The organism is Dictyoglomus sp. GBS (assembly GCF_055179815.1).
Genome location: NZ_CM143687.1, coordinates 1638409 through 1651658, shown reverse-complemented (window position 1 = coordinate 1651658; position 13250 = coordinate 1638409). Strand labels below are relative to the sequence as shown.

The 13250-nt window shown below is 31.5% G+C and carries 12 protein-coding genes; 4 read left to right on the top strand and 8 right to left on the bottom strand.

Features of this window, described 5'->3' with window-relative positions; genetic code table 11:
* The first annotated feature begins 44 nt into the window (after positions 1 to 44).
* Positions 45 to 2006 (top strand): ATP-dependent helicase, encoded by a 1962-nt coding sequence (locus tag ACY3IT_RS08275; protein WP_463082468.1) that lies wholly within the window; start codon positions 45 to 47, stop codon positions 2004 to 2006.
* 7 nt (positions 2007 to 2013) lie between these two features.
* Here ACY3IT_RS08275 and ACY3IT_RS08270 read toward each other — a convergent pair whose 3' ends face one another.
* The gene (locus ACY3IT_RS08270) at positions 2014 to 2298 is read right to left on the bottom strand and encodes a metal-sulfur cluster assembly factor (protein ID WP_463082467.1); all 285 of its coding nucleotides are present in this window, start codon (positions 2296 to 2298) and stop codon (positions 2014 to 2016) included.
* A 99-nt stretch (positions 2299 to 2397) separates the two neighbouring features.
* Between ACY3IT_RS08270 and ACY3IT_RS08265 the strand changes: the two genes are divergently transcribed.
* Both ACY3IT_RS08265 and ACY3IT_RS08260 read left to right on the top strand, forming a co-directional pair.
* Complete coding sequence (locus ACY3IT_RS08265) at positions 2398 to 2763, top strand: response regulator transcription factor (RefSeq protein ID WP_463082466.1); 366 nt, start codon at positions 2398 to 2400, stop codon at positions 2761 to 2763.
* A 7-nt stretch (positions 2764 to 2770) separates the two neighbouring features.
* Positions 2771 to 5215 (top strand): ATP-binding protein, encoded by a 2445-nt coding sequence (locus ACY3IT_RS08260; protein ID WP_463082465.1) that lies wholly within the window; start codon positions 2771 to 2773, stop codon positions 5213 to 5215.
* Here ACY3IT_RS08260 and guaB read toward each other — a convergent pair.
* Positions 5212 to 6693, bottom strand: coding sequence for an IMP dehydrogenase (guaB, locus tag ACY3IT_RS08255; RefSeq protein ID WP_463082464.1), 1482 nt, complete (start codon positions 6691 to 6693; stop codon positions 5212 to 5214). The two genes, ACY3IT_RS08260 and guaB, sit on opposite strands and share 4 nt — an antisense overlap.
* Before the next feature lie 95 nt (positions 6694 to 6788).
* Here guaB and ACY3IT_RS08250 point away from each other — a divergent pair, with 95 nt between their 5' ends.
* The gene (locus ACY3IT_RS08250; protein ID WP_463082463.1) at positions 6789 to 8012 is read left to right on the top strand and encodes a TIGR04013 family B12-binding domain/radical SAM domain-containing protein; all 1224 of its coding nucleotides are present in this window, start codon (positions 6789 to 6791) and stop codon (positions 8010 to 8012) included.
* Here ACY3IT_RS08250 and ACY3IT_RS08245 read toward each other — a convergent pair.
* From ACY3IT_RS08245 to pduL, 6 genes are all read right to left on the bottom strand, one after another.
* Positions 7988 to 8854 carry a DMT family transporter gene (locus ACY3IT_RS08245; protein WP_463082462.1) on the bottom strand — a complete coding sequence of 289 codons (867 nt, stop codon included), beginning with the start codon at positions 8852 to 8854 and terminating at the stop codon, positions 7988 to 7990. The two genes, ACY3IT_RS08250 and ACY3IT_RS08245, sit on opposite strands and share 25 nt — an antisense overlap.
* A gap of 7 nt (positions 8855 to 8861) precedes the next feature.
* A complete protein-coding gene (gene nadC / locus ACY3IT_RS08240; protein ID WP_463083643.1) occupies positions 8862 to 9698 on the bottom strand; it encodes a carboxylating nicotinate-nucleotide diphosphorylase in 837 nt (278 codons plus the stop codon).
* Positions 9661 to 11289, bottom strand: coding sequence for an L-aspartate oxidase (gene nadB / locus ACY3IT_RS08235; RefSeq protein WP_463082461.1), 1629 nt, complete (start codon positions 11287 to 11289; stop codon positions 9661 to 9663). The genes nadC and nadB overlap by 38 nt, the downstream gene beginning before the upstream one ends.
* Entirely contained in the window at positions 11286 to 12179 is an 894-nt protein-coding gene (gene nadA, locus ACY3IT_RS08230; RefSeq protein ID WP_463082460.1) for a quinolinate synthase NadA, read from the bottom strand. The genes nadB and nadA overlap by 4 nt, the downstream gene beginning before the upstream one ends.
* A gap of 12 nt (positions 12180 to 12191) precedes the next feature.
* The gene (locus ACY3IT_RS08225; protein WP_463082459.1) at positions 12192 to 12479 is read right to left on the bottom strand and encodes a LapA family protein; all 288 of its coding nucleotides are present in this window, start codon (positions 12477 to 12479) and stop codon (positions 12192 to 12194) included.
* Between the two features lie 125 nt (positions 12480 to 12604).
* The gene (gene pduL, locus ACY3IT_RS08220) at positions 12605 to 13210 is read right to left on the bottom strand and encodes a phosphate propanoyltransferase (RefSeq protein ID WP_463082458.1); all 606 of its coding nucleotides are present in this window, start codon (positions 13208 to 13210) and stop codon (positions 12605 to 12607) included.
* Positions 13211 to 13250 lie beyond the last annotated feature (40 nt).

Genomic DNA, 13250 nt, shown 5'->3' with positions numbered 1-13250 from the left:
CCTCCTTAAAGGATTTTATTTTCTCTTATTATATAATAATTCTTATGGATAACCAATTTAGTGATAAGAAAATTTATATTCTCCCTTCTAAAAAGAAGCAAGAATTTCTTAAACGTATAGAGAAGGACCTAAATGATGAACAGAAAAAGGTAGTTTTAGAAGCAGATGGTCCTTCCTTGGTTATTGCTGGACCTGGATCAGGAAAGACTCGTACAGTTATCTATAGAGTAGGATATCTTATTGCTTTAGGTTATTCTCCTAAGAATATTATGCTTTTAACTTTCACCAACCATGCCGCTAAAAACATGATAAACAGGGCTTCTGCTTTAATAGGAGAAAAGGCTGAAGATATATGGGGAGGTACATTTCATCATGTGGGAAATAGAATTTTAAGAATATTTGGAAAGGAAATTGGAATGAGGGTAGATTATAACATATTGGATAGAGAGGATTCAGCAGATCTTATTGATGAATGTTTAGAGGAGCGGAGGGAGGAAGAATTAGGTAAAAATTTAGTTTTGGAAATATTTAGTTATAAGGTGAACACTGGGAAAAATTGGGATGAGGTTTTGAAAATAAAGGCTCCTCATATTATAGAAAAGGTAGATTTAATTGAGAGGGTTTTTAAAAGATATGAAGAGAGGAAAAAAGAGCTAAATCTTGTAGATTATGATGATCTACTTATGTTTTGGTATAAGCTTCTTATGGAAAAAGAGAAGGTAAAAAAAATCTTAAATGATAAATTTATCTGGCTTTTAGTAGATGAATATCAGGATACAAATTGGCTTCAAGGAGAAATTGTAAGACTTATGAGAGAAGAAAATAAAAATGTATTGGTAGTTGGAGATGATGCTCAAAGTATATATTCCTTTAGAGGGGCCACTATTGATAATATATTGAATTTTCCTAATATATTTTTAGGAACGAAGATTTTTTATTTAGAATATAACTATAGAAGTACACCCGAGATAATAGCTTTGGCTAATGAGATTATTAAGAGAAATGTAAATCAGTATCCTAAGACTATAAGACCCGTATTAAAAAGTGGATCTAAACCCAAATTAGTATGGGTAAGAGATGATGAAGAAGAAGCTCAATTTGTGGCAGAGATCATTAAAAATATGCATCAGGAAGGTATTAAATATAAGAATATGGGAGTACTTTTTAGGTCTAACTATCATTCTATGATTTTACAAATGGAGCTTACTACTCAAGGTATCCCATATGAGGTAAGAGGAGGTTTAAGATTTTTTGAACAAGCTCATATAAAAGATATGCTTTCCATATTAAAAATTCTATATAATCCCCAAGATGAACTTTCTGCCCAGAGATTTTTTAAATTGTTTCCAGGAATTGGTAGAGCTTATGCAAAAAAATTTGCTTCTATTTTGAGAGAAACAAGAGATTTTGAAAGGATATTTCAGATCTCAGTAAGTGGTAGAACTTTAGATGGTTTAAGAAGGATAAGAGATTTATGGGATAAGATTAAGAATATCCCTTTAGATAGATTTTCAGATATTCTATTTGTTTTTTATAACGAAGAGTACAGAAATTATTTGGAAACTAAATATCCTGATTTTAAAGATAGAGAAAAGGATATTGTTCAACTTATTAATTTTTCTCAAAAATATAAGAATTTAGGCGATTTTTTAAGCGAACTTACCTTATATACCTATGCAGGAGAAAAATTAATAGAAGAAGAGGGAGAAGAAAAGGACTATGTGGTTTTATCTACTATTCATCAGGCAAAGGGTTTAGAATGGGATGTGGTTTTTATTCTCCGTTTAGTACAAGGAGAATTTCCTTCTTATAAAAGTATGGATAATTTAGAAGAAGAAAGGAGACTTTTTTATGTGGCAGTAACAAGAGCCAAAAGAGAACTTTTTGTTATTACTCACATAATGAAAAGATTAAAGGATATGAATATATTTAATAAGCCTTCCATATTTATCGAAGAGCTCCCTAAAGAGGAGCTCTTCGAAGAGTGGGTTGTTAAGAAAGAATGATTAACTTTTATCGATTTTTTAAAATTTCATTTGCTTGTTCTGCAAATATAAAATCTACCACCTCTACATCTACATTTTTTACACCTTCTATTTCTTTAATGGCTTTTTTGATGGATAGAGCAAGTTGAATACCCAAAGGGCAAAAAGGAGTTGTGGGTCTAAATACAACTTTCACATTTCCATCATTGTCTACTTCCAGTTTATCGATGGTATTAAGTGTTACTAAATCCATACCTACCTCGGGATCTATAATTTCTCTAAGTCTGTTTTCTATTTGCTCTTTTAAATTCATACCTTTCACCTCGTAATATTTTTTTTATTATAATATACTTGGTATAATAAGGTAAAATTAAAATTAAGTTAATTAAATTAAAGATTTATAGGAGGTATTATGAAGAAGATTCTAATAGTGGAAGATGAAGAAAATGTTAGAAGCCTTATCAGAGAAACCTTGGATTTTTTAAAAAAATATGAGATACACGAAGCTGGGACAGGGAGGGAAGCATTAGAGAAAATAAGAGAAGTACAACCCGATTTAGTAATTCTTGATATAATGCTTCCTGATATTGATGGTTATAGTATATGCGAACAAATAAAAGGTGATCCTTCTATGAATACCATGGTACTTATGCTTACAGCAAGGTCCAGCGAATTAGATAAAAAAGTAGGTTATAGTATGGGGGCAGATGAGTATATGACTAAACCTTTTGGTCTTGCGGATTTGATTTCTAAGGTAGAACTACTTTTAGGGGCATAGAAATTTTATGAAAGTTTACTATAATCAAAAGAGAGAAAACTTTTTATCTTTATTTAGAGGCTTAATTCTTTTTGTAGCTCTTCTTCTTGTAAAGTTTGATATTGTGCCTCCTACAGATGTAAGAGTATTTAATATTTTTCTCATTATTTCGTCCATCTATATATTATTTACTACTATTTTCCCTGTACATAAATATCCCTTTTTTTATAAGCATGAAATATTTGCCTCTATAGATGTTATATTAGTATCAATTCTGGTATATTTGACTGGGGGTATAAGCAGTGATTTATACTTATTCTTGGTTTTTCCAGTGGTAGCAGCAGCCTTTAGATATGATTTTAGGACTGCAATTCTTTCTGCTTTTTTAGTTACTCTTGTTTTTATTCTTTTTGGAATAATTCAGGGAATAAATGTAGTCTTAAGTTCTGCCTATATCAGAATTTTAGAACTTGGAATTATGGCTATCGTTTTGGCTCTGTTTTTAAATTATATTGGGAGAGAAAGTTTAAAACTCGAACAGAAAATAAATGAAATGAAGATATTCTCTGATATAACTAAAGCTGTAAATTCATCCTTGGATACTAAAGAGGTTTTAGGACTTATTTTAGATTCTGCTGTTAAATTACTTGATGCTGATGGTGGAACCATCTTTCTTAAAGATAAAGAGACAGGGGATTTAATCTTTGAAAAGGCTATAGGAGAAAAGGGAGATTTATTAGAAGGTAAAAAGCTTGCAAAGGGAGAAGGAATAGTTAGTTGGGTTGTGGAGACAGGAAATCCTGCTATTGTAAATAATCCATCTAAAGATAAAAGGTTTAGTCAATATTATGACTATATATCAGGTTTCAAAACAGGTTCTATTTTATGTGTACCTCTTAAAGTTGGAGATGAAGTATTGGGAGCAATAGAAGTAGTTAATAGTACAAGGAATAAGAAATTTTCTAATTATGAATTAGAGATGCTTATTAATTTATCTTATGAAACTTCTATAGCTTTGCATAAGGCAATTCTTTACAGTAATGTGAATTTGGAAAGAGAAAAGATGAAAAAGATTCTTGAAAATGTTGGTGATGGACTAATAATTCTGGATGGGCGAAAAAGATTAAGTATGTGGAATAATGTAGCAAATAATTTCTTTAATATTACACAGGGAGATATTCAGAAAAGATGTACAGAAGTCTTAAAATGTAGAAATGCAAATGGAGAGTTGATGTGTTCTGAGTGTCCCCTTGATAAAATGGTTTTTCAGGGATTATCCTTACTTCAATATGAAATGAAAACTTGGAATGGGCAGAAAGAATATATTCTTGGATGTAACCTTTCTGGTATATGGGAAGGAAGAAAAGTAACTAATTTTATTTTAGCTCTTAGAGATATCAGTTTGATAAAAGAATTGGATAGAATGAAGTCAGAATTTGTAGCTAATGTTTCTCATGAGTTGAAGACTCCATTAACTGCAATAAAGGGTTATAGTGAGCTTTTAATGAAAATGAATCTCCCTCCAGAGAAAATAAAAAATTATCATCAGATCATATACAAGGAGGCAGAAAGGCTTACTCAACTTATAAATGATCTTCTGGATGTATCAAGAATTGAATCAGGAAGAATAGAACTTAGAAAAGATATGGTAGAGTTGAGAAGAATAATTAGAGAAAGAGCTTCTTTTTTTCAAACTCAAACTTCAAAGCACAAAATAATTTTGCAATTCCCAGAATATCCCACTCTTCTTTTAGGTGATTCAGCAAGACTTACACAGGTATTTCATAATCTTTTAGATAATGCTATAAAGTATTCTCCAAATGGAGGAAATGTATGGGTGAGAGTTACTGATAAAATGGAGGATATAATTATAGAGGTGCAAGATCAAGGAGTAGGAATACCTCCAGAGCATCTTCCCCATATATTTGATAGATTTTATCGGGTAGACAGTTCATTGAGAAAATCAACAAGTGGTACTGGTTTGGGGCTTTCAATAGTTAAGAGTATAGTAGAAGCCCATAATGGTAAAATATCTGTTAGTAGTAAGGTAGGAGAAGGTACTACCTTTACAATAAAATTGCCTCGAAGATATTCTTTAGTAGATCCTTTAACGGGAACGCTTTCTCTTCCTTACTTTTTCCCTATCCTTTGGAGAGAACTTTATAGAGAAAAATCATCTTTTGCCTTTGGTAAAATTGCTTATGAATTTGAAGGTCTTGTTTCGGAGAATTTAAGAAGATCCTCTATTTTTAATCTGGCATCATTAATAAAGGATAAATTAAGACCCAATGATCTTATAGGTCATGGTTTTGATAGATTTTATGTCTTTACCCGTTCTGTTATGGATATTGAAGAAAAAGTCTCCCATATCTCTTTGGGAGATATGGGAGCTATAAGATTGAAATTTAATTTTATTTCATCCACAAGTAAAACTATTGAAGAGGTAGTTAAATTAATAAATGAAGATTTTTAACGAGACTCCCATGTTGATATACTGTAATTAGGTGCTTCTTTTGTTATTATTACATCATGAGGATGGCTTTCTCTAAGTCCAGCATTAGTTATTTTTATAAATTTAGTTTTTGTTCTTAACTCTTCTAAATTTCTAACACCACAATACCCCATACCTGATTTAAGCCCACCTACAAGTTGGAAAATAACTTCTGAAACTGGTCCTCTATATGGTACTCGTCCCTCAATACCTTCTGGTACAAGTTTTTCTGAATTTTCTTGGAAATATCTATCTTTACTTCCTTCTTTCATTGCTGAGAGTGAGCCCATGCCTCTATATACTTTAAAGCTTCTACCTTGATATATCTCAATTTCTCCAGGGCTTTCTTCAGTACCAGCAAGTAGGCTTCCTAACATAACTGCATGAGCTCCAGCTGCTATTGCTTTTGTAATATCTCCAGAAAATTTTATTCCTCCGTCTGCAATTATTGGCACGTTATATTTTTTGGCCTCCTCAGCACATTCCCATATAGCTGTGAATTGTGGTACTCCTATACCTGCCACAACTCGAGTAGTACAAATGGACCCAGGTCCTATACCCACTTTAACTGCATCTGTTCCTGCTTCTATTAATGCTTTTGTACCTTCTGCTGTTGCCACGTTACCCGCAATTATTACTATATTGTCTTTAAATAATTTTTTTAATTCTTTAACAGTTTCTAATACTTTTTTATGATGTCCATGGGCCGTATCAACTACAATAACATCTACTTCAGCTTCCACTAATGCTTTTGCTCTTTCAATAGCCTCTGAGCCTACCCCTATAGCAGCACCAGCCAAAAGCCTACCTTTACTATCTTTTGCTGCATTAGGATATTGTTTCATTTTTTGAATGTCCTTTATTGTAATAAGACCCTTTAATTTATAATCTTTATCTACAATAGGAAGTTTTTCAATTTTATATCTTTGTAGAATTTCTTGGGCATCCTTAATAGTTACACCAACTTGAGCAACTATAAGATTTTCTTTTGTCATTACTTCGTATATTTTTTTGTTCATATCAGTTTCAAATCTTAGATCTCTATTAGTAACTATCCCTACAAGCTTACCATTTTTTTCTACAACAGGTAATCCTGAAATGTGGTATTTTGCCATGATATTTAAGGCATCACCGACAGTTTGATCTGGATATAGGAATATGGGATCTGTAATCATACCATGTTCTGATCTTTTTACCTTGTCTACCTCCTCTGCTTGTTTTTCAATGGAAAGATTTCTATGAATAATCCCTAAGCCTCCCTCTCTTGCCATGGCAATAGCCATTCTTGCTTCTGTTACTGTGTCCATTGCGGCACTTAATATGGGTATATTTAGATGAATCTTTTCAGTAATATATGTATCGACACTTACTTCTTTTGGGGTTACTTCACTGTATGCTGGTACTAATAGTATATCATCAAAAGTTAGAGCCTCTCCTAAGAATCTTTCATTAAAATTCATAACCTTTTTAGCCTCCTTCTCGGTTGGAAAGTTTTCAATTATTTTATTTAAGGGAGATTTAAAAGTCAAATTTAAATTTGTAAAATAAGAAATATATGGAATATAAATTATTTTTCTATGACTCTAAGGAAAACAAATATAGTATAAATGCTCTTCTTGGAGCAGTAGAAGGGGATAAAGAGCTAAAAGAACTTCCAATATTATTTTTTGAAAAAATAGATGATTTATTTTTCGAAAGAGATTTAAGAAATAGTATTTTATGTTTTTCCTTTTTTACTACTCAATTTTTTGAAATAAAAGATATATTAGGAAAGCTCAGGGAACTTAAAAAGAGTAATGAGAATCTTTATTTTATGGCAGGTGGACCTCATCCATCGGGAGATCCCCAGGAAGTATTAGATATGGGATTTGATATTGTGGTAAAGGGAGAGGGAGAAAGAATATTTCCAAACTTAATAAAAGAGATAGTTAGTGGTAAAAAAATTTTTGGAATATTTCATGATAAAAAGAAAATTGATTTAAATGATTACTTCCCTTTCTCAAAAAAATTTGGTAGGTTTGGGCCTATTGAAATAAGCAGAGGTTGTCCTTTTGGGTGCTACTTTTGTCAGACACCAAGAATTTTTGGTGGAATTATGAGGCATAGGAGTATAGAAAAAATAGTGGAAATTGTGGAAGTTATGGTAAAAAGAAATTTAAAAGATATAAGATTTATTACACCTAATGCTTTTGCTTATGGATCTTCTGATAGTATGACAATAAATCTTAAAAAATTAGAAGAATTACTTATTGAAATTAGAAAAATTATTGGAAAAGAAGGAAGAATATTTTTTGGATCTTTCCCTTCAGAAGTAAGACCAGAACATGTTTTACCTGAAACTGTAGAGCTGATAAAGTTATATGCTAATAATGACAATATCGTAATAGGAGCTCAATCTGGTAGTCAGAGGATTTTAGATTTAGCTCATAGAAGGCATAAAGTAGAAGATGTTTATAGAGCTGTAGAAACTGCTACTTACTATGGTCTCAAGGTGAATGTGGATTTCATATTTGGATTACCTTATGAAAATGAGGATGATATAAACCAGACAGTCAAAATGATAGAAGATTTAGTAAAAATGGGAGCAAAGATTCATGCTCATACCTTTATGCCTCTTCCCGGAACTCCTTTTGAGAATTTTCCTCCAGGTAAATTTGATAAGTATATGAGGAAAGTTATAAATAAACTTCTTCCAAAAGGTGTAGTTTTTGGAAATTTTAGAGAACAAGAGGAAATAGCTTGGAAATTATACAATTATTTTTCTTCTAAAGAAGCATAGAATACTGCTATTATTATTAAACCTATTCCTATAAGTTTATATAGATTTATAGTTTCTTTTAAAAAGATGACTGAGAAAACTGTTGCTATTACTGTTTCACCTATTAATACTATAGAGGTAAAGGTAGGAGATAAAATTCTAATAGCATAATTGGTAGAAGAATGACCTATTAACTGTGGTATTAGGGCAAGGAGCAAAAAATTTAGATATGTATAGGCAGAGTATCCTACTAAAGGTATTTTTAAGAGGATAGTAATTAAAAGTAAGCATATCCCTGCAATAGAATATACATAGGTAATATATGAGATGAAGGATATTTCTTTTGAGAGATATCTACCTGTGTATATATAAATGGCAAAGGTTATAGCACCTATGATGGATAATATTTCACCTTTTCCTATTTGGACTTTTAAATCATTGTTATAGGTTATAAGAAACACACCTATAAGGGCTACTAATACTGAAAGGTAGAATTTTTTTGATGGTATTTTTTTCTCTATAATTGATACTAATATAGATATAAATATAGGACTTGTATTTACAAGTACAACAGCATTAGCCACAGAAGTTAGAAAAAGAGCAGAGATCCATGTGTAAAAATGAATGCTTAAGGATAATCCTGCAAAAGTTAACAATATATTGTTAAATATCTTAGAGCATGTTTTTACTTTCTTGTAATTCATTAAGGAAAGAATAAGAGATGATATTAATAAACGGTATGATGCTATAACAAGGGGAGGAGCTTTTGTCAGCTTAATAATAATGGAAGCTGAAGCCATAGCTGATATGCCAATTAAAAGGAAGATATATGCTTTTTCCTTTTGAGTTTTGGTTTTTAACATTGAAGTATTATTCTATTTCCAAGCTTAGATCTAAGCTTTTCACTGAATGAGTTAGTTTTCCCATAGATATAAAGTCCACACCTAATTTAGCAATAGATTCTAAATTTTCTATGGATATTCCTCCTGAAACCTCTATTAATGCTTTTCCTTTTGCTATTTTTACACATTCCTCTATAGTTTTTAAATCCATATTATCCAACAATACCATATCTACATTATTTTCTAGTGCTTCTTTTAGTTCCTCAATATTTTTTACTTCTACTTCTATTTTATATATATGAGATAGGTTTTTCCTAATTCTTTTAATTGCTTCAGTGATGCTTCCTGCAAATTTTATATGATTATCTTTTATTAATACCATATCGTATAGTGCAAATCTGTGATTTTCTCCTCCACCAACCTTTACTGCATATTTTTCAAGAATTCTTAAAAGTGGAGTAGTTTTTCTTGTGTCTAAAATTTTAACATTGTATGGACTTACTATATCAATGCATTTTCTTGTATAGGTTGCAATGCCAGATAGTCTTTGTAAAAAGTTAAGAGCTGTTCTTTCTCCTGAAAGTATAGCTCTTGTTTTTCCATATATTTCAAGTATTATGTCTCCTCTTCTAATGGAATCACCATCTTTACAATTTTCATTGAATTTTACATCTGCATCAAGATATTTAAAAACTTCTTTTGCTACAGGTATACCAGCAATAATACCGTTATCTTTTGACAAAATAATAGCCTTTGATCTCATATCTTCTGGAACGATACTATCGGTTGTAATATCTCCTGTACCAATATCTTCAATTAAAGCTTCTTCAATGATCTTTTTTAAAAGATGGTGGGGAATTGACATCACGATATATTACCTCCTTATCTTTTTCCCAAATTATATGTTTTTTCCATTCTTTTTTTGAGGTAGGAAAATCTATTCTAAAATGGGCACCACGACTTTCCTTTCTTAGAATAGCTGATCTTATCATCAATAAAGAAAGGGTTAACATATTTTTGTATTCAAAAAAGTTTCTATTTTTCAAATATACTCCGTTTATCTCTTCCATTAAATCAATTATTTCTCTTTCACTTTCTTTTAATTTACTTTCTTCCCTTATAATTCCTACTTTATCCCACATAAGAGTTTTTAATTTTTGTATTCTCTCCTTTAAAAATTTGTCATTTTCAATTTCTTTTAAATTTAGGTTTTCATCATATTCTGAGATCAAAGATGGATTATCATTTAATATAGCATCAATACATCTTTTACCAAAAACAAGCCCTTCCAGTAGAGAATTACTAGCAAGTCTATTAGCTCCATGCAGTCCTGTACAAGCTACTTCTCCACAAGCATATAAATTTCTTATGGATGTTCTTCCATATTCATCAGTTTCTATTCCCCCCATAAAATAGTGGGCAGCAGGTGATATAGGGACAAGATCTTTTGTTATGTCTATTCCATATTCCAAGCATTTTTTGTATATATTAGGAAATCTTCTCTTTATTTTGTTTTCTCCGATTGGTCTTAAATCAAGATATACATCTTTTTGCGTTTCTAATATTTCAAAGTATATAGCCCTTGTGACTATGTCTCTTGGGGCTAATTCTCCCAAAGGATGATAATTAAGCATAAACCTCTCTCCATAGGAGTTTATAAGTCTTCCTCCTTCACCTCTAACTGCTTCGGAGATAAGGAATCTTTGTGGAGCATCTATTTTTAAGGCTGTTGGGTGAAACTGAAAAAATTCAAGATCCATAATTCTTGCTCCTGCCCTAAAAGCAGATACTATACCATCTCCTGTGGCAATGAGAGGATTAGTGGTATGAAGGTATAACTGGCCTGCTCCACCAGTAGCTAGTATAATATAACTGCTAAGATATATTGAAATTTTGTTTGTTTTTGAATCAAGAAAGATACATCCATAAGCTTGATTATCAAGGGTAAGTATATCAATAAGCATATGATTATCAAATAATCTAATATTCTCCTTATCTTTAATTTTTTTAATTAGAGTACAAGCCACTTCGTATCCTGTAGCATCTCCATGGGCATGGATTATTCTCTTTCTACTATGGGCAGCCTCCTTTGTAAAGGAAAGCCCATTTTTTTTATCAAAATTCACACCTAATTTTATTAAGTCTCTAACCCTATCAATTCCTTCTTCCACAACAATTCTTACTATTTTTTCCTCATTAAAATCTGCCCCAGCTAAAATAGTATCTTTGAAGTGTAATTCGGGAGAATCATCAGGAGCTAATACTACTGCAATTCCTCCTTGGGCATAATAAGTATTACTTTCCTCTATTTTGTCTTTTGTAAAAAGGCCGACTTTAAATTGAGGGGGAATGTAGTAAGCTGAAATTAAGCCTGCTATTCCACTTCCAACAATTATTATGTCAAATTTTTCTACTGTACTTTTTGATTTGAAATTAGCAATATATCTATCTATCATAAGGATAGCATTCTCATGATTGGTATTAATGCTTTTTCTCTTATATGATCTGGTACCTTTACTTGTGGAGATAAATCTTCCAAAGACCATAATATTTTTTCTAATGTGATTTTTTTCATGTTAGCACATACTGCAAGTGGGGATGCCAGGAAGAATTCTTTATTGGGAACTTCCTTTCTTAGTCTGTGTAGTAATCCTGCTTCGGTCCCTATTATGTATCTATGATGATTATCTTCTTTTACGTATTTGATAATTCCACTTGTACTTGCTACTTTATCAGCTAAGTCTAATACCTCTTTTCTGCATTCTGGATGTACTACTATTTTGGCATCTTTATGTTTTTCTTTAAGTTCCAATATATTTTGAGGAAGAATTCTTTGATGGGTAGGGCAAAATCCATCCCAAATTATCATTTCTTTCTTAGTATGCTTACTTACATAATAGCCTAAATTTCGGTCTGGTACGAAGATGATTTTATCCTCTGAAATTTTATCTACTACAGAGACCGCATTTGCAGAGGTGCAAATATAGTCACTTAATGCTTTTACTTCTGCGGTTGTATTTATATAACTAACAACAACATGATCTTTATATTTTTCTTTTAATTTTAAAATATCTGCTGGGGTTATAGAATTAGCCAAAGGGCACCCTGCATGTGGGTCAGGTAGAATTACTATCTTATCTGGAGCAAGAATAGAAGCTGTTTCTGCCATAAAATGTACTCCACAAAAAATTATTACTTTTTCTTTAACTTCCTTTGCTATCCTTGCAAGTTCTAATGAATCTCCCACAAAATCAGCTATATCTTGTACTTCAGGAAGTTGATAATTATGAGCTAATATAACAGCATCTCTTTCTTTTTTTAATTTTTTTATCTTTTCCTCTATCATTTTTTTCACCTCTTAGTTTCCTGGAGATATTTCTTGCTCTTTATTTATCTTAAATTGTTTTTCATAATCTTTTATCTTTCTATTTAATTTTGATATTTCTCGTTTATATTTAAACAAAACTGGTAATACACTAATAAAAGCCAAAAGAACCCCAATCGCAAAGGTAGTAAAAAGTACTGTAGAAATTTTAGTCGTAAAAGCCCAATATACGAAGTAGATTACAACATCAGTCTGATTTTGAAATGAAAAAATTAAAGCTATAATTATTCCCAAAAGAAGTACGATAATTAAGTTGGACAATAAGACCACCTCCTTGAAATTCGTTTTACCTATTAATTATATCTAAAATTGTGTAAATAAAAAGAGAGGAAGAAACTTATTTCTTCCTCTCTTTTCTAGAAAATTTTTATTTTAGCTTTTTTTAGCTATGTTTTTTGCAAAAGCTTTATTGGCTCAAAGACTACTGTAGCTATATCTCCGTTTTTAACAAATGCAGCATTTGCTTCGTCTGTATCAATATGAAATTCCCAGGCGTATTTGTCGCTTACTCTTATTAAGACATTTTCAAATACTACAGCTCTTATTCCTTCTACTTTTACCTTTACAATCTGCTTATCCACAAGACCCAATTCATCTGCCATATCTTTTGGAGTGTGTATATGTCTCCGTGCGACAATTACTCCTTTAGGAATCTCAATCTCTCCTAAGGGACCTCTAATCTTTATTCCAGGTGTCCCTTCCACATCACCAGAATCCCTTATGGGAGGAATGGGTTGAATCCCTAAATAAATAGCATCGGTTATTGCTAATTCTACTTGAGTATTTTTTCTGGTTGGCCCTAGTACTCTTAACTTTAGAGACCTTTTAGGCCCAATTACTTCTACCTCTTCTTCTGCTGCATATTGTCCTGGCTGAGATAAAGGTTTATAAGGATGCAACTCATAACCTTTTCCAAATAACCTCTCCAGATCATCCTGAGAGAGGTGAACATGGCGTGCAGACACGCCTATTGGTACTTTTATTTCTTTCATTTTTATATTCCTCCTCGAATATAAAATCTTTTTTCTATTT